Source organism: Pseudomonas saudiphocaensis (genome assembly GCF_000756775.1).
GTDB lineage: Bacteria > Pseudomonadota > Gammaproteobacteria > Pseudomonadales > Pseudomonadaceae > Stutzerimonas > Stutzerimonas saudiphocaensis.
Genome location: NZ_CCSF01000001.1, coordinates 561160 through 584249 on the forward strand (window position 1 = coordinate 561160; position 23090 = coordinate 584249).

The following is a 23090-nucleotide window of genomic DNA, read 5'->3' on the forward strand; positions in this document are numbered from 1 at the left end:
GAGCTAGCCGCCCGACTTCGGTCGGGCGGCAATCGCCTCGATCTCGAACATCAGTTCCGGCAGCGCCAGGGCACTGACCTGAACGATGGAGTCGGCCGGGTAGGGCGGGCGGAAGAAACGCTTGCGCAGAGCCACCACCTCGGGGAAATAGGTCATGTCGGTGACGAAGATGGTGACTTTCAGCACGTCCTCCAACCCGGCCCCGGCGGTTTCCAGCACCCTTTGCAAATTGCCGAAGGCGCATTCGGCCTGGGCCATGAAATCTCCCGCGCCAACTATCTGTCCCTGCGGGTCGAGAGCGGCTTGCCCGGAAATAAACAGCAGGTCGCCATAGGCGATGCCCGGTGACAGGGCGAAAGGCTCGAAAGGGTCGGGCAGCGGCTGGATCAGTGTTTTTTTCATAAGTGGCCCGCCTCGTTGGCAATACGCTTGAGGCGACGCCACAGCGTTGTCTGGCTGATGCCCAGGTATTCCGCGGCGAGGCTCTTGTTGCCGCCGAATTGCTTGAGCGCCTTGACTATTTCTTCCTGCTCCACCTGATGCAGGTGGCCGCCTTCGTCGATTTCATTCGCCGAGGTGAACAGCTCGGGGGCCAGCCGCGGTAGGGCGTCTGCAAGAGCGTCGCTGCTGCCATACAAACGCAGGGAAACCACCAGTCGCTCGATGATGTTTTCCAGCTGGCGTACGTTGCCCGGCCAGCTGTAGCGGCGGAAGACCGGAGTCAGCGCGCGCGCCATGTCCGCCGGGTCGGCGTCCACTGCGTAGCGCTGGCTGGCGCGGCGCACCAGATATTCGATCAGTACCGGCATGTCTTCCATGCGCTCACGCAGCGGTGGCAGCACCACGACGAAGGTGCTCAAACGGTAGTAGAGGTCTTCGCGGAAACGTCCGGCGCGCACTTCGGCCTGCAGGTCGGCGTTGCACGCGACGACGAACTTGATGTTCAGCGCGATGGCGCGCTTGGCACCCACCGGTCGCACCTCGCGTTCCTGTAGTACGCGGAGCAGCTTGGCCTGCTGCGGCAGCGGCATGGAGTTGATCTCGTCGAGGAAGAAGGTGCCGTTGTTGGCGCTTTCCAGCAGACCCGACCTGCCGCCGCTCTTGGCGCTGGTGAAGGCGCCGTCGGCATAGCCGAACAGCTCGGATTCGAACAGCTCGGCCGGAATCGCCGCGCAGTTGATGGCCACGAAGGGGCCGCTGGCATTGGCGCTGGCAATATGGATCTGCCGTGCAGCCAGCTCCTTGCCGGTGCCGGTTTCGCCGCGCAACAACACGGTGCCGGGGGTGGAACCGTACAGGTGCAGCTGGCTCTGCACTTCGACCATAAGGCTGGACTGGTAAACCAGTCGGCGCTCCTGATCGCTGGGTTGTGCCAGGGGGCGTGGATTGAACACGTAAAGTGAGCCGATGCTCTCGCCATCCACCTCGAACGGAATCTTGTTCAGCGTACACAGGCGGTCGCCCAGCAGCAGGCCTTCGGCGGTGAGGCTTTCGGCTTCCAGTACTCGGGGGTCGAGAGTGCCATTGAGGCGGCGGCGCTTGGGCAGGCTGGGGATCAGCGACTGGGCAGCGTTGTTCCAGGCCACCACGACGCCGCTGCGATTGGTGATCACCTGGGGATTGGGGTTCTGCTCCAGCAGGAACTGCTCGGTGGCGGCCTGTTGGCGCTCGCGCTTGTAGAACCCGGCGCGGCGGATTGCCTTGCGCAGCATGTTGCGGCAGGACTCGCGCGAATAGACCAGTACCGACTCCAGGCCCCACTGGTCGGCCAGGTCGCAGACGTAGCTGGAACCGATGACCACGCCAATGCCTTCAGCCCGCAGGCTATGGAAGATCTCGTGGGCCTGTTCGGCGGTGCTATAGGTGCGGTGGATCAGCTCCATGCCGCCGAACAGGCGCAGCAATTCGACGTTGGCCACTTGCCGTTCGTAGGTCAGCAACAGCGCCTTGTCGGCGATTCGGCGGGCGGTGAGGAAGGCGTGGATCAGGTCGGATTGTTCAACTTTCAGCCCCAGCACCGGCACCGGCAGGGTGTCCTGCAGGTAGAAGGCGTTGGCCCCGGCACTGGCGAAGATATCCACTTCGTTGCGCTCCACCCGCTCACGGGCGGCACGCACGGCATCGTTGAAAATGTTGTCGATGATGGTGATGTTCGCCAGCGATTCGAATTCGGGAATCAGGCTGTGCACCAGCCGACTGACCTTCGAATTGCCGATGAAGCAGACCTTCACACGGTCAAGTTCCTCGTTCGCAAACTCCACAGCGCACCTCTTGTTCTTATAGTGGTTGGCGGAGCGATCACTCCCGGAACAGCCAGGGTTCCTCCGCCTTTCGCATGTTTTCGTACGCTTTTATTCGCTCGGCAAACGCCAGGGTTTCGCCGATTTCGTCCAGCCCTTGCAGCAGGCGCTGGCGCCGACCTTCCTCCAGTTCAAAGGCGATCTGCCGATCGCCGAGCCACAGCATCCGCTCACTGACACTGACCTTGGCGCGAATGCCGGGCTGGCTCTCCACGACAGCGAACAGCGCATCGATTTGCGCCTGTTCCAGCTGTAACGGAAGTACACCGTTGTTGAAGCAGTTGTTACGGAATATATCTCCAAAACTGGGTGCCACTACTACACGCACACCGAAGTCGCGCAGTGCCCACACCGCGTGTTCTCTGCTTGAGCCGCAGCCGAAGTTGGCCTGTGCTAGCACTACGCTACCTTGGTCGTAGGGCGAGCTATTCAAGATACATGCCGGATTGCGCCGGCGGCTTTCGATGGGCGTGTCGATCTCGCCGGGGTCCAGATAGCGCTCGTCATCGAAGAGGAAATCGCCGAAGCCGAACGATTCCAGGCTCTTCAGATACTGCTTGGGCAGCAGCATGTCGGTATCGATATTGGCGCGGTTGAGGGGAATGACCACCCCCTCGTGTTCGATCAATGGCTGCATGCTCAAAAGCTCCCGAGATCGGTGAGTTCGCCCATTACGGCCGCGGCGGCGGCCATCGCAGGTGACATCAGGTGCGTGCGACCGCCCTTGCCCTGACGCCCCTCGAAGTTGCGGTTGGAAGTGGCTGCGCAGCGTTCTCCCGGGTTGAGGCGGTCGGCATTCATGCCCAGGCACATGGAGCAGCCAGGTGCGCGCCACTCGAAGCCGGCCGCCTTGAAGATACGGTCCAGGCCTTCGCGTTCGGCCTGCAGGCGCACCAAACCGGAGCCCGGAACCACCAGAGCTTGCCGAATTCGTGCATGCACTTCGCGACCGCGCAGCACCTCGGCAGCAGCACGCAGGTCCTCGATGCGGGCGTTGGTGCAGGAGCCGATGAAGATGCGGTCCACCGGAATGCCGGCCAGCGGCTGGCCGGGCTCGAGATCCATGTAGCGCAGGGCGCGCTCCCAGTCGGCCCGCTGCAGCGCGTCGCAGGCTTGGTCAAGAGTCGGGATGCGGCCGTCAATGGAGGTCACCTGTTCGGGGGAGGTGCCCCAGGTGACTTGCGGCCGTACCTGGCTGGCATCGATTTCCAGCTCGCGGTCGAAGTGCGCATCGGCGTCCGAATGCAGCGTGCGCCAGTAGCCGATGGCCTGCTCCCAGTCCGCCTCGCCGGGCGCCAGCGGGCGGCCCTTTACATAGGCTTCGGTCTTGTCGTCGTAGGCCACCAGGCCCACTCGCGCGCCGGCTTCGATGCTCATGTTGCAGAGGGTCATGCGGGCTTCCATGCTCAGCGCGCGGATCGCTTCGCCGCAGAATTCGATGGCATGGCCGGTGGCGCCGGCGGTGCCGATCTGGCCGATGATGTACAGGGCCAGGTCCTTGGCGGTGACGCCCAGGCCCAGGCGATTGTCGACCTGGATGCGGAAGTTCTTCTGCTTGCGGCTGCGCAGTGTCTGGGTGGCCAGCACATGCTCCACCTCGCTGCTGCCGATGCCGTGGGCGAGGGCGGCAAGGGCGCCGTGGGTGGCGGTATGCGAGTCGCCGCAGACCAGGGTGGTGCCTGGTAGCGTCAGGCCCTGCTCGGGTCCGACGACGTGGACGATGCCCTGGCGCACGTCGTCGAGGGCAAACAGCGGTACGCCGAACTCCTGGCTGTTGCGCTCCAGTGTGGCGATCTGCTGACGGGCAATGGCGTCACTGATGCCTTCCACACCCTGTTCACGGCTTAGGGTGGGTACGTTGTGGTCCGGGGTGGCCAGGCTGGTATCCAGCCGCCAGGGCTTGCGCCCGGCCAGCCGAAGATTGGAGAAGGCCTGGGGCGAGGTCACCTCATGCAGCAGGTGCCGGTCGATGTACAGCAGCGTGGAGCCATCGGGAAGTTCGTCCACCCGGTGGCGCGCCCACAGCTTGTCGTAGAGTGTCTGCGCTCCCACGATATCGTCCTCTCTTGTTTCTTATGGCTCAGTTTAGATTGGTCCAGGGAATCCATCGGTAAAGCTCTGCGCCGGTGGGGTCGGGGACCTTGTAGCCGCAGTAGGCGTCGAGCCGGCCTTCAGCCCTGGGTTGGATCAGGCAATAGGGCTTGTAGCAACCGTCATCCATTTGCATTTGCTGCAGTTGTGCGCGGGCCAGCAGCAAGTCGGCGCGGGCCGCCTCGCCACGCCGCCCGTCCAGCGCGGCGACGCTGGCCCGGAAGTGATTGACCCAAGCCTGCGAATAAGCCTGGCAGGCAGGGGACTGGGTGAGGATGGGCGACGGTTCGCCGCCCCGATAGCCGTCCCCGGCGCAACCGGCCAGCAGTGCCAGGACCATCCACTGCGCCCTAGGCCAGCAGCGCAAGGCAGCGCTCCAGGGGCCGCACATCAACGTATTTGAGCTGCAGGTCGAACAGATTGGCCTTGTGCGCCTCCTGGTTGCGATCACCCACAGCTTCCTCCGGTACCAGTACCCGCAGGTCGTGTTGCAGCGCGTCCACGGCGGTGGCGCGCACACAACCGCTGGTGGTCAAGCCGGTGACCATCACGCCATCGACACCTGCCGCATCCAGCTGCGCCTTGAGGTCGGTACCGAAGAAAGCGCTGGCCCAGTGCTTGACCAGCACCGGTTCGCCTTCACGCGGGGCCAGCCGGGGATCGATCTCCACCAGCCGACTGCCAGCTTCCAGCACGTTGAGGCTTGGCAGCTTCTCGCGAAACACCCGCGCCTGGTCCGGGCTGTCGTAGGCCACCGTGGTGAAGAACACCGGCCAGCCGCGTCGGCGGAAGGCCTCCAGCAACTGCCGGTTGGCCTCGACCACCTGCGGGCAGTCGGAGGCCAGCGGGCTCAGCTCGGGGTCGGTGAACCCCAGGCTGAGGTCCACCAGTACCAGGGCGTAGCGTTCGGCGGTCTGCAGATCATTGGATTGCAAGGCCATGGCTCAGCTCCAGGTCGGCGTAGCGGGTGCGGGCAGGCCGGTTTCTTCCAGGCAGCGGGCCTTGAGTTCTTCCACTGTGCCGCCGCGGTCGAACAGCTCCACCGGGCCGCGTGCGTCGATCAACTTGGCGCGCAGCTCCTCGGTGGCGGTCTGATCGACGGCATCGTTGGCGATCACCACGCCATAGCGGCGTGCGCCTTCGACACTGACCAGCCCGCGACGCACATCGGTGAGCACCTTGGCCGGGTCGCGCTTGAACGGATCGCCCCAGCCACCGCCACCCCAGGTGTCGAACAGCAGCACGTCGCCGGCGGTGACCTTGATGTTGTCGCACTTGGAGGGCAGCACCTGGCGGCTACCATCGGTCCGCACCAGCTCCTTGCGGCTGCGCGCGCCCGGCTCGCCGCCACTGACGCCCCAGGGGTAGGTGAGCCAGCGATCGTCGTGAATCGATATCTCGCCGTCGACCAGCATGCAGTAGCTGACCCGCAGGCCGTTGCCGCCCCGATGCAGGCCGGCACCGCCGGTGTCCGCGAGGGTTTCGTAGCTCTCGATACGTAGCGGGAAGTAGGCCTCGACGAACTCGTTGGGCACGTTGGTAAAGCCCGGCCACAGCGAGTGGCCGTCGGCACCGTCACCAGCGGGGCGACCCGGAATGCCGCCGAAACCGATCTGGAACAGCTGGAACCACTCGCCGTTCTTGTCGTAGCCCGAATACATGAAGTGCGGCGAATCGGAGAAGCCGGCGGCGTTCATGGACTCCGGTGCGCCCTGGCCGAGCAGGCCGCTCATCATGTCAAAAATGCGTCCCAGCGCATGGGTTCGGCAGGACAGCGCCGCCGGGAAGTTCGGCTTGAGCAGCGAGCCCTGCGGGATGCGCACTTCCACCAGGTCGTAGAAGCCGTCGTTGAGCAGGATCGCCGGATCGAACAGGCTGATGGTCAGCGCGCCGAAGAAGATCTTGAACATCTCTTCGTTGAGGTAGAAGTTCACCGAGGAGGGCGCCTGCGGGTCGGTGCCGGTAAAGTCGAAGATGGCTTTCTCGCCCTCGCGCCAAAGGGCGCAGCGCAGGGTGTAGGGGCCCAGGCCGGCGCCGTCGTCGCAGATGTAGTCCTCGAAAACCTGACGCTGCTCGGGCACCACGCGCTGGATGACTTCCTTCATCGCGCGGCGGGTACGGTCGAGCATCTCCTGCTGGGCGCTGTAGAAGACGTCGTCGCCGAAGCGCTCGGCCAGTTCGACGCAGCGTTTGCCGGCGGTACGGCAGGCGGCGACGATGGCGTTGAGGTCCGAGCGGTTCCAGCGCGGTAGGCGCACGTTGTGCAGGATGACGTCGAGCATGTCGGCGTTCATCACGCCCTTGCGGTACAGCTTGACCGGCGGGATGCGGATGCCTTCCTCCCAGATCGACGCGGCGTTGGTCGGCAGCGAGCCGGGTACCTTGCCGCCGACGTCGGACATGTGCCCGAACATCGCCGAGTAGTTGATGATGCGGCCGTCCTTGAAGATCGGCATCAGCACCAACCAGTCGGGCAGGTGGCTTACCGCGCCATTGCACAGGTAGGGGTCGTTGGTGAGGAAGATGTCGCCTTCCTCGATCTCACCGGTATAGCTCTTCAGAAAGCCGGTGATGAAGGAGCCGAACTGGCCGACGATCATCTTGCCTTCGTTGGTGGCGATCAGCGGGAAGGCGTCGCCCTGTTCACGGATACCTGGACTCATGGCGGTGCGGAACAGCACGGCGTCCATCTCGTGACGGGCGTTGCTCAGAGCATTCTCGACGATATCGATGGTGATGCTGTCCACCGCCACGCGTTCGAAAGGGGTGTTATTGGTCTGTTTGATACGCGCAACCATAATGCTTACTCCTGCGGCCGAATCAGCAGGTTGCCGATGCGGTCGACTGCCGCTTCGTAACCGGGGAACACAACAGTGGTGGAATCCATTTCCATGACGATGGCCGGGCCGGGCACGACTAGGCCGGGCGCCAGCTTGCTGCGATCGTAAAGCGTGGCGCTGTAGTCATTGCCGGCGTAGTGAATCGGGCTCTGACCGCTGACCGCCGCGGACAGATCCAGCTGGCTGCTTTCGTACTGGCGCTCGGTAATCTGCGGGCGTGGTGCACGGGCGATGGCGCGCAGGTTGATCAGCTCATGGGAGTCCTCGAGGCTGAAGCTGAACAGCTGCTCGTGCTCACCGTCGAAGGAGCGGGTGATCACTTGCAGGCCCTCGCTCGACAGGCGCTCACGGTCCACTTCCAGAGTCAGTTGCAGCGCCTGGCCCTGATAGCGGACGTCCGCCTCGTAGTTGAGTTGCTGCAGGCCCGGCTCGATGCCCTGGCTGGCCAGCGACTGGCTCACCTGGCTGCTCAGCTGGTCGAGGATCTGCATGACCTCGTCGAGTTCAAGGTCGGCGATGCGGCGGATGATCGAGCGCGAGGCTTCATCCTTCACCCGAGTGGTGGCGTCACCGTAGGCGCAGAGCACACCGGGGCCCGGCGGGATGATTACCGGCCAGGCGTCCATCAGGATGCCCATGGCATTGGCGTGCAGCGGACCGGCGCCGCCGAAGCCGCACAGGGCGAAATCGCGCGGATCGTAGCCCTGCTCGACACTGATCAGGCGCAGCGCGCCGTACATGTGTTCGTTGGCCAGGCGCACGATGCCTTCGGCAGCCTCGAACAGCGATACGCCCATGGCGTCGGCAACGCGTTGCACCGCGGCGGTCGCCAGGTCATGGCGCACCTGAAAGTCGCCGCCAAGCTTCTGCACGGCCGGCAGGTAGCCCAGCACCACGTTGGCGTCGGTTACCGTGGCCAGCTCGCCGCCACGGTCGTAGGCGGCGGGGCCGGGTACCGCACCGGCACTTTCCGGGCCCACGCGCAGGGCGCGGGTCAGCTCCGGCACGCTGGCAATGGAACCGCCGCCGGCGCCTACGGTGCGCACATCCACCGATGGCGCGCGTACGGCCACGTCGCCGACGCGGGTTTCGCGGCGGATGCGTGCCTGGTTGTTATCGATCAGAGCAACGTCGGTGGAGGTGCCGCCAACGTCGAAGGTCAGCACGCGGCTGAAACCGCCGCGCGAGCAGAACCAGATGGCACCGGCCACGCCACCGGCGGGGCCGGAGAGCAGCAGGTTGACCGGGGTATTGGCAGCCGACTGGCTGGTGGCCAGGCCGCCGTCGGAACGCAGGATCGAGAGCTGCGAATGGCTACCGATGCGTTGATCCAACTCGTTCTGCAGGTGATTGATGTACTTCTCCACCTCCGGGCGCACGTAGCTGTTGACCACGGTGGTTTCGGTGCGCTCGTACTCCTGCATCTCCGGCACGACTTCCGAGGACAGGGATACGGGAATCTGTGGCATCACCTCGGCGGCGATCTCGAGGATTTCGCGCTCGTGAACGCCATTGACGTAGGCGTTGACCAGGCTGATGGTCAGCGCCTCGATGCCGGTCGAGGCCAGGCGTGTCAGCTCCTGGCGGATCGCCTCGCGATCCAGCGGGCGAACCACCTCGCCGTCGGCACCAATGCGCTCATCAGCCTCGATGGTCAGTTCCAGCGGCGCGAGCAACTCGCCCTTGTTCCAGATTACCCAGCCGCCCAGGCCGCCGGGCACGAAGGAGCGGGCGATGTGCAGCACCTGCTTGTAGCCACGGGTGGTGACCAGACCCACCTTGGCACCACGCCGGGTAAGGATGGCGTTGGTGGCCACGGTGGTGCCGTGCATCACGCAGTTGATCTGCGCGGGGTCGATGGCGGCGATGCCGCAAATCCGCTCGATACCGTTGAGTACCGCAACGGAAGGGTTGTGGGGGGTGGAAGGGACCTTGGCGGTAAAGCTCTCGCCGGTCACATCATTGATCAGCAGCAGGTCGGTGAAGGTTCCGCCCACGTCTACGCCCAAACGAAAACTCATGGTTGCTCTCCAAGCGCTTCCTGATTCTTGTGGGGCCTGGCCGCCTTTGCGGCGACCAGGCGTCACACGTATCAGCGTGCGACTTTCTCCAGTTCGCGCAGGTTGACGTTGTCCGCGGTAATACCGGGGGTATTCATGGTGGTGCCTTCGCCGAGGATGAAGACGGTGCCGTGGCGCCGCTGGTAGTCCAGGGTGAAGCCCGCCGCTGAGGCGATGGCGGTGTCGCCGTCGGCCAGGGTGATGGTCTTGAGGTGGTAGTTCATCCACTTCCAGAACTGGCCTTTGCGGTCATAGGCTTCGGCCTGGTAGAAGCGCGGGAACTGGGTGTCCATGTACATCACCTTCTTGCCATAGGGATGCTCTGGCGGCGTGACCGCCTCGACGACCCATACATCGCGCGGCTCCCAGCCGTCGTTGGGGTTCCAGTGCGGGGCGTTGTCGAGGTCGACGATGGGGAACTCGGCGTTGCCTTTGGCCTTGGCATTCCACGGCGTGGTGGTGGAGTTGGCTACTACCAGCAGCTTGCGCTTGCCGAGCAGTTTGTACTCTGGATACCAGCTTGGGTGAGCGTTGAAGATCTCGATATCGTCAGAGAGCTGATCGGTGCCGCCAATCGGGTCCATCCAGGTGCCGCCGGACAGGCGACGGGTACGCCGCACCGACTTCACGTAGGCCCAGGAGTCCTCGAGTTTCGGCGAGTCGTAACGGATGGTGAACAGGCCCAGGCCGCGAATATCCGACGGGTAGGTTGCGTACAGCAGGGTCTTGGTGAAGATGCTGCCATCACCCTCGACCGGGTTGTCCACGCCCAGGCGACCCTTCATCTGGTAGCGCAGGAAGCGCCACTCCTGCTTGCGCTCCAGGCCCGATTTGGGATCGATGAACAGGTAGGCGAACTTCGGGTAGTCCATCACGTTCTTGTTCGGTTGAGCGTAATGGTGGTTCCAGATCAGCTTCTCCGCGGCATGGGGATCGTTTTCCTGCACGTCCGGGAAGGGCATGCCGGCGACCCAACCTTCAACCTGGCGGGTATTGGGGTTGAAGGTGGCCTTGCCGGCGTTGGCGCGGGTGGCCGCCATGTAGTCCTTGCCGAGGGTGATGGGTTCGGAAGCCTTCAGGTTGATTTTCAGCCCTTCCTCGCGGATCAGCGTCTGCATGCGATCGGTGAGCATGTCGCCGATGCGCGTGCCTTCGAAGGTGTCGTCGAGGCGCTGTGCAAGGTTGCCCGCGTTGATCTGGTCACCAGGCTTGAGCTCGGCCGCGTGTGCGGTCAACACGCTGGACAGAAGCAGGGCACTGGCCATGCAGCTAAGACGCATGTTCGTTGTCATTGTTTTCGTCTCCGGGTCTTAGAAGTTGTAGGTCACGCGCAAGGACAGCTGGTCGTTGCCATGGAAGTAACCGAACAGGTTGGTGTTGTTGAAGCCTTGCAGCGCCCGGTCCTGCTTCTCGTCGTTGAAGAAGATGTCGGCTTCTGCACGGATGCGCCAATGGTCGCCGTAGGCGAATTCCACGGCTGGGATCACGAAGCTGCCGCCGTAGGTCATGTCGGTGCCGACGGCCAGGCTCGGGTTGATGCGGTCGTTGTCGTAGTTCATCGCGAGGATCGCCGTGGCGATGGTGGAGAACTCCTTGGTGCGGCCGCTGAAGCCCGCGGAGTTGACCAGCTCGTCGTCGCGGTCGTAGTCGGTGATCCAGGTGTTGAACAGCTGTACCGAGAGGAAAGAAGGCCGGCTGGTGCCGATGAAACGTTGCAGCGCCACTTGCTTGTCCAGGCGCAGCATGGTCTTGACCACGTCCTTCTCCTTGATCCCGCAGAAGCCCGGGAAGAAGGCGCAACCGCCGGCCTCACCTGCCTGCAGGCCGTAGTTGTACGGCGAGTCGGGGATGTAGGAGAGCTCGGTGGAGAACACCGAGTCGATGGATTCCAGGTAGCGGTTGGCGGAGAAGCCGAAGACGTTGACGAAGGGGTAGATCAGCTCGCCCACGGTGGAGCCGCGGTCTGAGTTGTACTCGCCCTTGTAGGCACCGCCGAATGGCACGCCGCTGGCCGAGTCGCCCACGCCCAGAGGGTTGTCCGGGTTGGGGTTGATCACCGGGTTGACCGACGGGCCGTGGAACCAGGCCAGGGAATATTCCCAGTCGCCCATCATCGACTTCCAACGCAGACCGTAGGACGGATCGTCCATGTCGGCGTCCTTGTGGTCGAAGTTGTAAGGCACGTCGGCACCGAAGGTGGCGGTGCGGAAGGTGATGCCCTTGTTCGGGTTATTGGCCCAGCGGCCGCCGTCCACGTCGTAGGTGTTGCCGCGGTCATAGCCGCTGTTGAACTGGCCGGGGATAAAGATCAGCTGCAGGGTCCCGCCGAGCTGGTTGAACTCCTGCTCCAGGTTGACCATCCATAGCGGCTTGCGCACGTCCTCGTTCTCAGGTTCGAGGAAGGAGCGGATGCGCTGATCATAGCCGTGGATCACGTCCAGGGACTGGAAGAAGTCCGTCTCGCCCCAGACCACCTGCTGCTTGCCGATCTTCAGGGTGGTAGTGGGGGTGACCTTGGTCTGCCACCACAGTTCGCGCAGCTCTTCGCTGTTGTAAACGTCGTCCATCAGATCGACGTCGGATCTGCGGCGGTCGCTGAAGAAGTCCGACTGCGCGTTCTGATCCATCACTTCCTGAAGATCTTCCAGGTAGTTGGTCTCGTACTCGCGGGCCACCCGACCCGACACGAAGAACTGCGACTCGCCGAACTCCTTGAAGAGGTTGAGCTTCAGGATGCTGCGCGCCATGGACATGTCGTAGCGGTAGTCGCCCTTGCGGTCGGCGCCGACCAGCGCGGGGTCGCTGCCGTCCATCAGGTATGGGTTCTCCAGGTTCCAGGACAGGTGCAGGCGCGCATAGCCGCTGACCTCCCAGTTGTCGAAGAATCCATCTTCTGCCATGGCTGGCGCCTGAAATCCTGCCGCCAGCATGACTGCACTAGCTAACGGGGTTAAAAGCCTGATTCTTTTTTTCATTATCAGCTGCTCCATTATGTACTGGGGGTAGCGCGTGCTCGACGGGTCGGGCTTCTTCCTTTGCGCTGTGCCCAAAGATGAACTTCGGCTTGAACACCAGCGCCAGCGAAGGCATGACAAACAGGGACGTGAGCGCGGAGACCATGAGCCAGAGCCCGATCAACATGCCCATCTCTGCTTGGAATCGGAGGGAGGAGAAGGACCAGAACAGCACGCCGGCGGCCAGGGTGAAGGCGGTCAGCAGCACGCCGCGTCCGGCCGAGCCGAGGGACTGCAGCACGGCCTCCACGGGGTCGGCGTGGGGGTGCTTCTCCAGGTATTCCTTGATCGAATCGACGATGTAGAAGGCGTAATCCACGCCCAGGCCGATCCCGAGGGCCACCACCGGCAGGGTACTGATGCTCATGCCGATGTCCTGCCAGGCCATGAAGGCGAAGGTGACCACGTTGGAAATCGCCACCGGGATGATGAAGAACACCCCGCTGACTGAAGAGCGGTACACCACCAGGCAGCAGATGACCACGACCAGGAAGGCCAGGGCTACGGCCTCGATCTGGTCGCTCAGGAGGATTTCGTTGACAGCCGCGATGATGCCCAGCACGCCGCCCACCAGTTTCACCTCGGCGCCCTCGATGGGGTTCTCGGCGATGAACTGCTTGGCGTAGTGGGTGGCCTTGCGCAGGGTGTCGCCCTTGTGGTCGCGGAAGAACAGGGTGACTGCGCCGTTGCGGAAGTGCACGTCGGTGAACTGCGCCAGATCGCCAGGGTCGGCACCCTGCATGTAGAAGCTGATCAGCTCGCCGTTTTCCACCTGGCTGCCGCCCAGCTCACGGAAGCGTGGGTTGCCTTCGTAGAGGTTGCGGCGGATGTCCACCACGATGTCGGCCATGGAAATGGCACCGCCGATCTCTTCTTGGCGTTCCATATAGCGCGAGAAACGCATCATCCAGTCGAGCACCTGGGGGCTCTTCAGAGTGTCCATGTCCTGGCCCTCGATCACCACGAACATCTGCTCGGAGCCCGGATACAGACGGTTGATCAGCGCGCTGTCCCGATTGAACGAGGAGTCCTGCCAGAGAATCGGCGAACCGTCACTGGCATCGCCGATGGTCAGGCGAGTGGCTTCGAAGATCACACCGCTCACCAGCAGGATCATCAGCGGCGCGACGGCGTAGCGGGCGCGGCTACGCACCACCCACTTGGCGCCCGCGAGGATCACGCGCATGAAACCGTCGAGGTTGAACGGATGGGCGTAGCCTTGCGGGCGCTTGATGAACGACAGCAGTGCCGGGGTGAGAAATACCGCCGAGACGGTGATGGTCATCACCCAGATGGCACCGACCACGGCCACTTTCTGCAGCAGCGGAATCGGTGTCAGGATCACGCAGAGGATGGCGCCGGCATCGGCGTAAAGACCGAGCATGCTCGGACGCCACAGTTCGCGCATGGTCTGCTCGGCAGCCAGCCGTGAGTCCACGTGGTCGCCAGAGAGCACCAGATCATCGAAACGGGTGATCATTTGTACCGAGTGCGACAGTGCCCGGGCGGTGATGATGAAAGCCACCACGATCACCAGCGGATCGAAGTTGTAGCCCAGCAGGTTGCCGATGCCCAGCGCCCAGATCGCTGATACCACCCCGGCCAGGAACGGCAGGATCGTGCCGCGCCAGGTGCGGCTGAAGACGAACAGCAACAGCAGCATGGCGCCCAGCGACAGCAGCGAAAGGCTGACGGTCTCCTGCAGATAATGCGCAACCCAGCCGTACAGGATCGGCTCGCCGACCAGGTGCAGGCTGACCTGATCCTGCACCGGCGAGGCGTCGAGCAGAGCCTGGATCTGCGGGAAGATCTTGCTGTAGTCCACCAGGTGGTCATAGAAGTCCACCTGGATCAGCGCCGAGCTCAGCTCGCGGTCCACATACAGGCCGTAGACCAGCGGGTTATTCAGCACCGCCTGGCGTAGCTCGGTGATTTCCTCCGCCGAAGTGGGGACGTTCGGCCACATCATCGGCCTGGTTTCAATCCCTTCGCTGGAGGCGTTGACGCGCTTGAGTTTCTTCGACGCCAGCGAAGTGATCTGCATCGGGTTCACGCCCTCGACCTTTTGCAGGTCGTAGGTGATGCGCCGCACTTCTTCGAGAATTTCCGGTTTGAAGATCTCGCCTTCGCGGGCTTTGACCAGGATGGTCACGCGGTTGCTGGCGGCGAAGCTGTCCTGATACTTGGTGTGCACCTGCACGTAGGGATGGTCGTGGGGCACCATGTCGCTGAAACGGGTGCGGATATCCAGCCCTGCCAGCGATGCGGCAAAGAAGGCGGTCGTCAGTGCAACGGCGACGCAGACCAGGATGCGGTTACGGATGGACCATGCAGCCAGGCGCGCGGTGTAGCTGATAACGCGAGTCATCACTGGTTCTCCTTGATCAACAGCTGAAGCTCATCTGCGCTGAGCAGGCCAACCTGTTTGCCGACCAGCAGCACACCCCGATCGGTGTTGAGCAGGCGGCTGTGATAACTCTTATCGAGGCCTTCCGGGTTCCAGCGCTGCCAGCCGCGCGCGGGAACGGTTTCCCGGCTCTGATAGAGCGCACCGCGATCACCGGTGGCGATCCAGCGGCCCTGGTGAAAGGTCACGTCGTAGAGATGTTCTTCGGTGAAGGCAGGCACTTCGCGCCAGTTCGCACCGGCGTTTTCGCTGAGGTAGAAGCCGCCGCGGTTACCCACAGCCACGCCTACCGGCCCGTTGAAGTGCACCGCGCGCAGACTTTCGGAACCCAGTTCCTGTTCCTGCCAGGTCTGTCCGTGGTCGACGCTGTGCAGCAGACGACCGAACTCGGCGGCGATCCAGAGATCGTCATTAGCACCTGGGACGATGCTGTTGAGGGTGATGTCCTCGTCGATGCTCAGCTGCTGCCATTGGCGCGCCAATGCATCGGCGCGCAGCAGGGTGCCGATCTCGCCCACGACCCAGAAGTGACCGTCGATGAAGGTCACGTCCAGTAGCTTGGCCACGGCGTCTTCGCCCAGCGTCAGCTGTTCTTTCCAGCTGCCGTCGGCCTGCTTGACCCACAAGCGGCCCTGGTTGCCGACCACCACCACCGTGCCTTCAGGGGAAACGGCGATGCCCTGGAGGTTGTCGCGCCCCGGAACCTCTTCGCGACTCCAGCTTTTACCGCCGTCCAGCGACTCCAGCAGCGCTCCGTTCTGTCCCACGGCCCAGACATGCTGGTCGTAGACTTCGGCATCGAAGAATGCATCGCGGGTCTCCAGCAGTGGCTGATTCAGCGGCGGCGGGTTGACGGTTGGTTTGATGAACAGCGCCGCGTAGGACAGCGCGCCGATGATGAGCCAGGGCGACAGCCGGCCGGCCCAACTCAGGGTTGACTCAAGCATGGCTTGCCTCCTGGTCCGCCTGACGTTGCAGCCAGCGGAAGCAGTGACCGCCCAGCGGCGTTTCGGTAAGTTCCTGCACCTGACGCACGGCGTTGACCAGCTTCAGGCTGTCGATGCCGGTCTCAAGGCCCATGGCGTTGAGCATCAGCACCAGGTCTTCGGTAGCCAGGTTGCCGGTAGCGCCCGGTGAGAAGGGGCAGCCGCCCAGGCCACCGATGGAGCTGTCGAATTCGCGTACGCCGGCTTCCAGCGACGCCAGCACGTTGGCCAGGGCCATGCCGCGGGTATCGTGGAAGTGGCAGGACAGCCAGCCCTCGTTGGCGAAGCGCTGCAGAGGATCGAGCACCCGACGCACTGCACTCGGGTTGGCCGCGCCGATGGTGTCGGCGATGATCACCTTGTCCGCGCCGGCCTCGAACAGCCGTTGGGTGAGGTCGATCACCCGCTCGGCTGGCGTCACGCCCTCGAATGGGCACTCGAATGCCACCGCGACGTAGGCGCGGGCTTCGACGCCGTCGCGACGGGCCTGCTGCATCAGCTCCAGGCACACGGCGGTGGTCCGGTCCAGGCTCATGCGGATATTTCGCTGGTTCATGGTCTCGGTGGCCGAGAGCACTACCGCCACCGAACGGGCACCAGCGGCGCGGGCCAGTTCGTAGCCTTTGGCATTGGGGATCAGCGCCGAATAGGTCACCTGATCGGCCATGGGCAGCCGGACAAACAGCTCGCCGGTGCCGGCCATCTGCGGAACCGCCTTGGGGGAAACGAAACTGCCCACTTCGATACTGCGGATGCCGGTGTCCAGCAGGGCCTGGATCATTTGCAGCCGCTGTTCGACGGTCAGGGTCTTGCCCTGACTCTGCAGGCCGTCGCGCGGCCCGACTTCATTGACGACAATACGCTCGCTCATGGCTCACCTCACCACCTTGCTGGCGCGCAATTGCTCGATGCGCGCGTCGTCGAAGCCGAGAAGCTCCTTGAGCACCTCGTCGGTGTGCTGGCCTAGCAGAGGCGGTGGGCTGAAATGGTCATCGTCGTCCACGGACATCTTGATCGGGTTGCCCGGCGCGTTGACCTTGCCGCCCTCGGGGTGCTCGATTTCCACCACCATCTTGCGGTAGAGCACCTGCGGATCGCTCAAGGCCTGGCTGAAGTTGTTCACCGGCGCGCAGGGCACGCGCACGGAGCTCAGCTGGGCAACCCAGTGTTCGGTGGTCTGGGTGGAGAAGACTTCGTTGAGGATGCCTTCGATGAATGCCTGGTTAGCCAGGCGCTCGGGCTGGGCCTTGTACTTCGGGTCCTTGAGCGCCTCGATGTCCAGCAGGTTGACCAAGTTGTCCCAGAAGCTGTCGAAAATTACCGCGACGATGAGAAAGCCGTCCCGCGTGCGGAAGGTGTTGTAGGGCACGTGGACGAAATGGCCGTTGCCCAGCGGCGTAGGGTTCTGGCCGCTGAGGAAGTACATGGTGGCCATGTAGTTGAGCATGCTGATCTGGCAGTCCAGCATGGAAATGTCGATGTGCTGGCCGTGGCCCTTGGTATTTCGCGCCTGCAGTGCGGCGAGGATGCCCATGACGGCGAACATGCCGCCGCCCAGATCGCCGATGGGAATGCCGGCGCGGGTCGGCTTGTCGGCGTTTTCGCCAGTGATCGACATGCCGCCGCCGATGCCCTGGACCACCTGGTCGAAAGCCGGGCGCTGGAAGTTCGGGCCGTCCTGGCCGAAGCCGGTGACGGAGCAGGTGATGATGCGCGGATTGATGGCTTCGAGGTGGGGGAAGTCGATCTTCAGCTTGGTCGGGACGCCGGCGCTGAAGTTGTCCAGCACGATGTCGGCGTGGCGTACCAGGTCATAGAACAGCTCCAGACCTGATTCGCTCTTGAGGTCGATGCAAACGCTTTTCTTGTTGCGGTTGAGGGTGAGGAAATAGGCCCCCATTCCGTTGAGTGAATTGTTCGGGTCCTTGGCCAGCAGAGCTCGGGTGCCTTCGCCTGTGAGCGGCTCCACCTTGATGGTTTCGGCACCAAGATCGGCCAGGATCATGCCCGCATACGGACCGGATAGCATGTGGGTCAGATCGATGACCCTTATCCCTTCTAAAGGCTTGCTCATATTATTTCTCTTATTAGTGCGGTGGTGCTGCGCCAATGACATTGCAATAGCGTTGCCAACTTTGTTTGTTTTCTTTAAGTGAATGATTAGTAAGAGATTTTCTTTTCCTTTTGCGGTATAGAAAGCGGCTTGCTGCAGCGCCCCGTTTCAACTTGAAAGAAGCAATTTCACAGTGGAGAAAGGTTTCGCTTGCCGAACTTTCCGCCGGCGATTGCGGCTCGTTTTCAGGTTTGAAAAACAGCAACGGAGGGGCCGTCCAGCCAGGAAGAGCGGATGCGAAAGGCGGCCAACAAGCGGCTCAGCGAATGGGCGAGGGTGAGGCGACGGGGCGTTGACTGAGCAGGATGCCGGCAAACACCACCAGCGCCCCCGCGAGCTGCAGCGATGTCAGGGTCTGGGCCAGCAACAGGTGGCCGAGGCAGATCGCCGTCAGCGGGCTGAGCAGCAGGTAAACGGACAGCTGTACGGGGTCCAGCTGGGGCAGGGCGCGGAACCACAGCAGGTAGGGCAGCAGGGTGCCGAACAGGGTGAGGAAGCCGTAGCCCGCCAGCGCCGCGTTGCTGGGTATGGGCAGTGGGAGTTCCAGCCAGACGGCCAGGGGCAGCAGCATCAAACCGCCCAGGGCCAGTTGCCAGCCCACGTAGGGCAGCGCCGGGATGTCCAGTTTCCAGCGCTTCATCAGCAGGGTGCCGGTGCCCATGCTGGCCGAGGCCAACAGAGCGGCAGTCGCTGCCGGCAGATCCCACTGCAGTCGGCTAGGTGCTACCAGCACCAGGACCATGCCAGCGAACCCCAACAGCGCGCCGCAGCTGATCATCCGGCTGGTGCGCTGGCGAAACAGCAGCCAGGCCAGGCCCCATACCAGCAGCGGCTGGGTGGAAACCAGCAGTGCCGCCAGTGGGCCGGCCAACCGCGAGGCGGCATAGAACAGACAGGCATGGGTCAGCGCCATGCTTGGCAGGCTGATCAGCAGCAGCGGTTTCCACTGCGCCGGACGCGGCCAGTAGCGCAGCGCCGCCACCAGCAGCAGGCCGGGCAGCAACAGGCGGATGACTGCCGTGGTCAGAGGCCGGTCGGTCCAGAGCACCTCGGTGGTCAGCCAGTAGGTGGTGCCCCACAGCATTGGCGGCAGGGAGGCACTCAGGAGCAGATGGACAGGCATGCGGCTAGCAGTTCAGCTTCGGCATCACTTGTTCGCCAAACATGCGAATGCTCGGGACGAAGTCGGGAATGCTGAAGAGAATGCCGTCCACCCCGGTTTCGGCGGCGATGTCGTCGATCTTGCTGGCCACCGTGGCGGGCGAGCCGTGGATGACCGGCATGCCCATGAAGGCCAGGTTGCCGTCCTCGAAGCTGCGCTGCAGGCCGCTGAGCATACGGTCCGCGGTACCGCCGGGGTTGGAATCCAGGGCCGCGCTGGCAAGGATGTTGGCGATGGCGCCTTGATCGGCACCGGCGACGATGGCTTCGCACTGTGCCTGGGCCTCGGCATCGCTGGGTGCCAGCACCAGCTGAAACAGCGCGTAGATGCCGACCTGGCGGTCGTTCTTCGCGGCCTCCTGGCGCATCAGGTCGCAGGCAGACTTGAGCGCCGGCTTCTCCGCCATGATGAAGCTGTGGTCGCCATGTTTCGCGGTGAAGGCCAGGCCGGCGGGGGACTGGCCGGCGCAGACGATGGGAATTCGCCGACTCGGGCGCGGGTTGACCACACAGTCGACCACCTCGAAGAATGGACTCTTATAGGTCACCGATTCCTCCGTCCAGAACTTCTTTACCAGGGACAGGTAGTCGGCGGCGTATTCGTAGCGCCGGCCGTAGTAGTCATCCCCCGGCCAGACGCCCATCTGCGTATATTCGGGGCGGTTCCAGCCGGTCACCACGTTCAGTCCGCAGCGGCCGTTGCTGATGTCGTCGATGGTGGCGACCATGCGTGCCACCAGCGCCGGATGCCGGGCCAGCACGGTAACGGTGGGGAACAGGCCGATACGCTCGGTCACGGCGGCCAGGCCCGCCATCAGGGTGAAGGTTTCCAGGCAGGAATCCCAGTAGCCGGTCTCGCCGCCGAAGCCCTTGAACTTCATCATCGAGAGCACAAAGTCCAGGCCCTGGCGTTCTGCTTCCAGGGTGATCTGCTTGTTGTGCTCGAAAGTCGGGAGGTAGACCGGGCTGCCTTTGGAAGGGATGTAGCCGTTGCTGCCGTTGGGTAGAAAGATGCCGAACTTCATGACGGTCCTCGCTTGCGTGGTGTTTGTTTTATTTAAAGTCCGTAGCGGAAGGCTGCAGCAGACTCTGGCAGGGCGCGGCGGATGTGTTCGAAACCGCCAATGTAGGCGCGCAGCAACTGCAGCGTATGGTCGATGCGTTGCTGGCAGGCCGCCGCTTCGCCAGCGGCCTCACCGGGCTGGACCACCGCCTGCACGTCACGCACTACCAGGTGATCGGGCAGGTAGCAGGGGCGGAAATTCTTGAAGGAGAAGCTGCGCAGCTCCAACACCGGATAGAGCCCGCCAGCGCCGGAAGAGACGCCGCAAAGCAGCACCGGCTTGTGCGCCAGCCACTGCAGGTCCAGGTACAGGAACCAGTTCTTCAGCGCGGGGGTGGCCATGCCGTGCCATTCGGGGGAGATCAGGATCAGCGCGTCGGCGCGAGCCGCCTGCTCGGCGAATGGGTATTGCGCGCCTTCCTGCCAGAGCGGCAGCGGAGCGGTGCCCAGGTCATGCAGCGCCACCTCGCCGGCGATCTCCATCGCCTGCAGGCGCTCGCGCAGGTAGTCGGCCAGGCGCGCCGACTGGCTGTCGGGCGAATGGCTGCCGGAAATGATCAGGACCTGAGGCAGTGCCATGCGGGATTCCTTACGTTCTTGTTCTTGGTCATGTCTCAGCAATTAGCGCGCCAATCCCTACAGCCCTTTGATTCTACGGGCCTCATACCCAAAACAAGCGCGCCGGTGGTTCGCTTTGAAACGCATCGTTCAACTTGCAATACCGTGCCAACGCAGGATTTTCGGCTTCGCGCACGGCGCGATATGCGAGAATCGCCAGCTCGTGTTTATGCGCTGCCGGGCGAATGGAGTGACCGTGAACGATGATCAGATGGAGAGTTCGCTCGTCGAAAAGGCGGTCAATGGCATTCTCGAAGGCATCATGAGCGGCCGGTTCGTGCAGGGGCAGCGGCTGGTGGCGGCCGACCTCGCGCAGCAGTTCAATGTCAGCCGCGCGCCCATCCGTGAGGCTTTGCAGAAGCTGGCAGGCGATGGCGTGGTGGAGCTGCTGCCCAACCGCGGGGCACGCATTCGCCGATTGAGCCTGGACGATCTGGTGGAGTTTCTCGAATTCTCCGAAGCCATCCTGGTGCTGGGCATCCGCCTGGCTGCGCCGCGTCTGAAGAACAGCGACAAGCGCACCGTGCTCACCGAGGCGTTCGCCGACATCGAACGTACCTGGGAATCGCGCGACGCCCACGCCTTCGTCCGAGCGCTCTACCAGTACCACGTACAACTGCACGCGCTGGCCGGCAACGACTTTCTCAACCTCTTCTACTGCCGCCCGGAAATCCGCTTCTATTCGTTGCTTCTGGCCAGTATCGTGCCGGGCGACTCCTGGGATCGCTACCTGGAGAACTACCGGCAGATCCACGAAACCCTGCTCGAAGGTGACCCCCATACCGCCGTGGTGACGTTCAGCGCCCATATGCGCTGGGTGGTGCGGCTGATGCGTGCGCGCTGAAACGAAAAAAGCCGCCTGTAATGGCGGCTTTTCTCGTTTGGGGGCGGGTTACTGCTCCACCTGCTCCACAGCCTGGTAATAGGCCGCGTCGTTGGGTTTGCCCGCGTCCGGGTCCTCCTGGTCCTGAGCGATGATGCGCAGGACATTGCGCAGCATCTGCTCACGGCGGGCGTCCCGAGCTTCTCGTACCGCGGCGTCCGGCGCATAACTGTCGACGCTACCGGCCGGCAGGGTGCCCTGGGCGGCTAACAGCCGCTCCAGGGTGTCGACGCGGTCAGCCAGGACCGAGACTTCCCCGGTCAGGCCCATGAGCATCGCTACCAGTTTGTCCACTGCCGGGTCTTCGAAGAAATAGGGGCGGGCGCCCTTGGCCTTCTTCGGCAGGTTGTATTGATTCTGTGCTGTCATTTCCAGGCTCCATAGACATACCACTGACCGCCGCCGCCGAAATCGCCACCCTGGAACACATGGGTATAGCGCTGGCTCAGCTTTGATTCGAACGCGCTGGGCGCGAGGATCTCGAATACCTTCTCCTTGGCGAACCCGGCCTCGCTACAGTCAGCGTAGGGGTCGATCAGATGGCTGCCGCGCCAGAACGGCTCGTTGTTGTTGCGCGTATCCCAGTCGAGCATGAAGGCATCGTAGGGTGGCAGGTCCTTGTAGGGCGGTGTCTCACCGTGGAGCATCACGCCGCCTTCGCGCAGCACGCGATGGCATTCGCGGAAAATGTTGCGCGCCGCCTTCTTCGAAGTCTCGTGAATCAGGATGCTGCCGTTGACCACGTCGAAATGACCGTCGGGAAAGTCCAGCTGCTCGGCATTCATTTGGATGAAATGCACCTTGACCCCCAGGGATTCGGCGCGGGCGTGGGCGTAGCGCAGCACCGGCGCACCGACGTCGATGGCATAGAGCTCCGCCTCGGGGTAGTACTCGGCCCAGGCCAGGGTGGAGTGGCCCACGGTGCAGCCAAGGTCGAGAATGCGCTTGGGCTGGAACTCCGGATGGTTCTCCTTCAGCCACTTGGCGGTGGAAGCCCCGATATCATCGTTCAGCGGGCCCATGCGGCCCATGGAGTAGATGTACACGGCGCGGTCGTAGACGGCACCGGCGGCCACGTCGTCGGCGCCGAACTCGGAGTGATAGCCGCCTGGCATGCAGTGGATGTCGATGGCGGTGTGGTAGTCGGGAATCTTCAGGTCCGGGTTCAGCGTCAGGCTGCCGAGGGTGGGCTTGGCGCGGGTCTCGCGAGCTGCTTCCACCAGTTCAGGCAACTGACGTTCTACCGGGATCTGCACCGAGTTCCACATCATCTCCTGGCTGCAGCGCTGCAAGCTGCTCCAGAACTGGTAGTACTCCTCGCGCTTCATCAGCCGCTCGATTTCCACCAAGCTCTGGCCTTGCCCCTTGGCTTGTAGCTGAGGCTCGACGTTCTCCTCGAAAACCTTCTTGTTGCCGGGAGAAACGTTCAGCGCCAGGTACTGCTTGAAGGAGCGCACGAATTCCTGGCGCGCTTCCTCGTCATGGGTCATCTGGACCAGAACGTTGTGTCGATGCTGCGAAGTCGTGTCATTTATCGTTTGCATGGTGTCGCAC

Annotated in this window: 20 protein-coding genes; 1 reads left to right on the top strand and 19 read right to left on the bottom strand. The window is 63.3% G+C overall.

Features of this window, described 5'->3' with window-relative positions:
• Positions 1-3: 3 nt before the first annotated feature.
• From BN1079_RS02775 to BN1079_RS02855, 17 genes are all read right to left on the bottom strand, one after another.
• Positions 4-402, bottom strand: coding sequence for a RidA family protein (locus BN1079_RS02775; RefSeq protein ID WP_037022150.1), 399 nt, complete (start codon positions 400-402; stop codon positions 4-6).
• Positions 399-2261: a sigma-54-dependent Fis family transcriptional regulator gene (locus BN1079_RS02780; RefSeq protein WP_037022151.1), complete on the bottom strand. Its 1863-nt coding sequence runs from the start codon at positions 2259-2261 to the stop codon at positions 399-401. The genes BN1079_RS02775 and BN1079_RS02780 overlap by 4 nt, the downstream gene beginning before the upstream one ends.
• Positions 2262-2298: 37 nt before the next feature.
• On the bottom strand, positions 2299-2937 hold the full coding sequence (leuD, locus tag BN1079_RS02785; protein WP_037022152.1) for a 3-isopropylmalate dehydratase small subunit: 639 nt from the start codon (positions 2935-2937) through the stop codon (positions 2299-2301).
• A 2-nt stretch (positions 2938-2939) separates the two neighbouring features.
• Complete coding sequence (gene leuC, locus BN1079_RS02790; RefSeq protein WP_037022153.1) at positions 2940-4352, bottom strand: 3-isopropylmalate dehydratase large subunit; 1413 nt, start codon at positions 4350-4352, stop codon at positions 2940-2942.
• A gap of 28 nt (positions 4353-4380) precedes the next feature.
• On the bottom strand, positions 4381-4731 hold the full coding sequence (locus BN1079_RS02795; RefSeq protein WP_037022155.1) for a hypothetical protein: 351 nt from the start codon (positions 4729-4731) through the stop codon (positions 4381-4383).
• Positions 4732-4741: 10 nt separating this feature from the next.
• Positions 4742-5332 (bottom strand): isochorismatase family protein, encoded by a 591-nt coding sequence (locus tag BN1079_RS02800; RefSeq protein ID WP_037022157.1) that lies wholly within the window; start codon positions 5330-5332, stop codon positions 4742-4744.
• Positions 5333-5335: 3 nt separating this feature from the next.
• Complete coding sequence (locus BN1079_RS02805; protein WP_037022158.1) at positions 5336-7189, bottom strand: hydantoinase B/oxoprolinase family protein; 1854 nt, start codon at positions 7187-7189, stop codon at positions 5336-5338.
• Positions 7190-7194: 5 nt separating this feature from the next.
• On the bottom strand, positions 7195-9252 hold the full coding sequence (locus BN1079_RS02810; protein WP_037022159.1) for a hydantoinase/oxoprolinase family protein: 2058 nt from the start codon (positions 9250-9252) through the stop codon (positions 7195-7197).
• 71 nt (positions 9253-9323) lie between these two features.
• A complete protein-coding gene (locus tag BN1079_RS02815) occupies positions 9324-10571 on the bottom strand; it encodes a DUF1329 domain-containing protein (RefSeq protein WP_074436851.1) in 1248 nt (415 codons plus the stop codon).
• A gap of 30 nt (positions 10572-10601) precedes the next feature.
• Positions 10602-12191, bottom strand: a complete 1590-nt coding sequence (locus BN1079_RS02820) for a DUF1302 family protein (protein WP_139053045.1) — start codon at positions 12189-12191, stop codon at positions 10602-10604.
• A 37-nt stretch (positions 12192-12228) separates the two neighbouring features.
• Positions 12229-14673 carry an efflux RND transporter permease subunit gene (locus BN1079_RS02825; protein ID WP_081950793.1) on the bottom strand — a complete coding sequence of 815 codons (2445 nt, stop codon included), beginning with the start codon at positions 14671-14673 and terminating at the stop codon, positions 12229-12231.
• A complete protein-coding gene (locus BN1079_RS02830; RefSeq protein ID WP_037022161.1) occupies positions 14673-15659 on the bottom strand; it encodes a WD40/YVTN/BNR-like repeat-containing protein in 987 nt (328 codons plus the stop codon). The genes BN1079_RS02825 and BN1079_RS02830 overlap by 1 nt, the downstream gene beginning before the upstream one ends.
• Positions 15652-16569, bottom strand: coding sequence for a hydroxymethylglutaryl-CoA lyase (locus tag BN1079_RS02835; protein ID WP_037022162.1), 918 nt, complete (start codon positions 16567-16569; stop codon positions 15652-15654). The genes BN1079_RS02830 and BN1079_RS02835 overlap by 8 nt, the downstream gene beginning before the upstream one ends.
• Before the next feature lie 3 nt (positions 16570-16572).
• Positions 16573-17772 carry a CaiB/BaiF CoA transferase family protein gene (locus BN1079_RS02840; RefSeq protein ID WP_037022163.1) on the bottom strand — a complete coding sequence of 400 codons (1200 nt, stop codon included), beginning with the start codon at positions 17770-17772 and terminating at the stop codon, positions 16573-16575.
• A 298-nt stretch (positions 17773-18070) separates the two neighbouring features.
• The gene (locus BN1079_RS02845; RefSeq protein WP_037022164.1) at positions 18071-18934 is read right to left on the bottom strand and encodes an EamA family transporter; all 864 of its coding nucleotides are present in this window, start codon (positions 18932-18934) and stop codon (positions 18071-18073) included.
• Between the two features lie 4 nt (positions 18935-18938).
• On the bottom strand, positions 18939-19997 hold the full coding sequence (locus BN1079_RS02850) for an LLM class flavin-dependent oxidoreductase (protein ID WP_037022165.1): 1059 nt from the start codon (positions 19995-19997) through the stop codon (positions 18939-18941).
• A gap of 32 nt (positions 19998-20029) precedes the next feature.
• Positions 20030-20614 (bottom strand): NADPH-dependent FMN reductase, encoded by a 585-nt coding sequence (locus BN1079_RS02855; RefSeq protein ID WP_037022166.1) that lies wholly within the window; start codon positions 20612-20614, stop codon positions 20030-20032.
• Positions 20615-20849: 235 nt separating this feature from the next.
• On the opposite strand from BN1079_RS02855, the gene BN1079_RS17125 reads away from it, so the two are divergent.
• On the top strand, positions 20850-21497 hold the full coding sequence (locus BN1079_RS17125) for a GntR family transcriptional regulator (RefSeq protein ID WP_052114410.1): 648 nt from the start codon (positions 20850-20852) through the stop codon (positions 21495-21497).
• Positions 21498-21545: 48 nt separating this feature from the next.
• Here the strand turns inward: BN1079_RS17125 and BN1079_RS02865 are convergent, their stop codons facing one another.
• On the bottom strand, positions 21546-21905 hold the full coding sequence (locus tag BN1079_RS02865) for a hypothetical protein (RefSeq protein ID WP_037022167.1): 360 nt from the start codon (positions 21903-21905) through the stop codon (positions 21546-21548).
• Positions 21902-23080, bottom strand: a complete 1179-nt coding sequence (locus tag BN1079_RS02870; protein WP_081950795.1) for a class I SAM-dependent methyltransferase — start codon at positions 23078-23080, stop codon at positions 21902-21904. The genes BN1079_RS02865 and BN1079_RS02870 overlap by 4 nt, the downstream gene beginning before the upstream one ends.
• Between the last annotated feature and the right edge of the window lie 10 nt (positions 23081-23090).

Bases quoted from the DNA above. Each gene is read 5' to 3' on its own strand.
- BN1079_RS02775 (WP_037022150.1), bottom strand. From the start codon at position 402: ATGAAAAAAACACTGATCCAGCCGCTGCCCGACCCTTTCGAGCCTTTC.
- leuD (WP_037022152.1), bottom strand. From the start codon at position 2,937: ATGCAGCCATTGATCGAACACGAGGGGGTGGTCATTCCCCTCAACCGC.
- BN1079_RS02795 (WP_037022155.1), bottom strand. From the start codon at position 4,731: ATGGTCCTGGCACTGCTGGCCGGTTGCGCCGGGGACGGCTATCGGGGC.
- BN1079_RS02800 (WP_037022157.1), bottom strand. From the start codon at position 5,332: ATGGCCTTGCAATCCAATGATCTGCAGACCGCCGAACGCTACGCCCTG.
- BN1079_RS02805 (WP_037022158.1), bottom strand. From the start codon at position 7,189: ATGGTTGCGCGTATCAAACAGACCAATAACACCCCTTTCGAACGCGTG.
- BN1079_RS02810 (WP_037022159.1), bottom strand. From the start codon at position 9,252: ATGAGTTTTCGTTTGGGCGTAGACGTGGGCGGAACCTTCACCGACCTG.
- BN1079_RS02815 (WP_074436851.1), bottom strand. From the start codon at position 10,571: ATGCGTCTTAGCTGCATGGCCAGTGCCCTGCTTCTGTCCAGCGTGTTG.
- BN1079_RS02820 (WP_139053045.1), bottom strand. From the start codon at position 12,191: ATGGCAGAAGATGGATTCTTCGACAACTGGGAGGTCAGCGGCTATGCG.
- BN1079_RS02825 (WP_081950793.1), bottom strand. From the start codon at position 14,673: ATGACTCGCGTTATCAGCTACACCGCGCGCCTGGCTGCATGGTCCATC.
- BN1079_RS02830 (WP_037022161.1), bottom strand. From the start codon at position 15,659: ATGCTTGAGTCAACCCTGAGTTGGGCCGGCCGGCTGTCGCCCTGGCTC.
- BN1079_RS02835 (WP_037022162.1), bottom strand. From the start codon at position 16,569: ATGAGCGAGCGTATTGTCGTCAATGAAGTCGGGCCGCGCGACGGCCTG.
- BN1079_RS02840 (WP_037022163.1), bottom strand. From the start codon at position 17,772: ATGAGCAAGCCTTTAGAAGGGATAAGGGTCATCGATCTGACCCACATG.
- BN1079_RS02845 (WP_037022164.1), bottom strand. From the start codon at position 18,934: ATGCCTGTCCATCTGCTCCTGAGTGCCTCCCTGCCGCCAATGCTGTGG.
- BN1079_RS02850 (WP_037022165.1), bottom strand. From the start codon at position 19,997: ATGAAGTTCGGCATCTTTCTACCCAACGGCAGCAACGGCTACATCCCT.
- BN1079_RS02855 (WP_037022166.1), bottom strand. From the start codon at position 20,614: ATGGCACTGCCTCAGGTCCTGATCATTTCCGGCAGCCATTCGCCCGAC.
- BN1079_RS02865 (WP_037022167.1), bottom strand. From the start codon at position 21,905: ATGACAGCACAGAATCAATACAACCTGCCGAAGAAGGCCAAGGGCGCC.
- BN1079_RS02870 (WP_081950795.1), bottom strand. From the start codon at position 23,080: ATGCAAACGATAAATGACACGACTTCGCAGCATCGACACAACGTTCTG.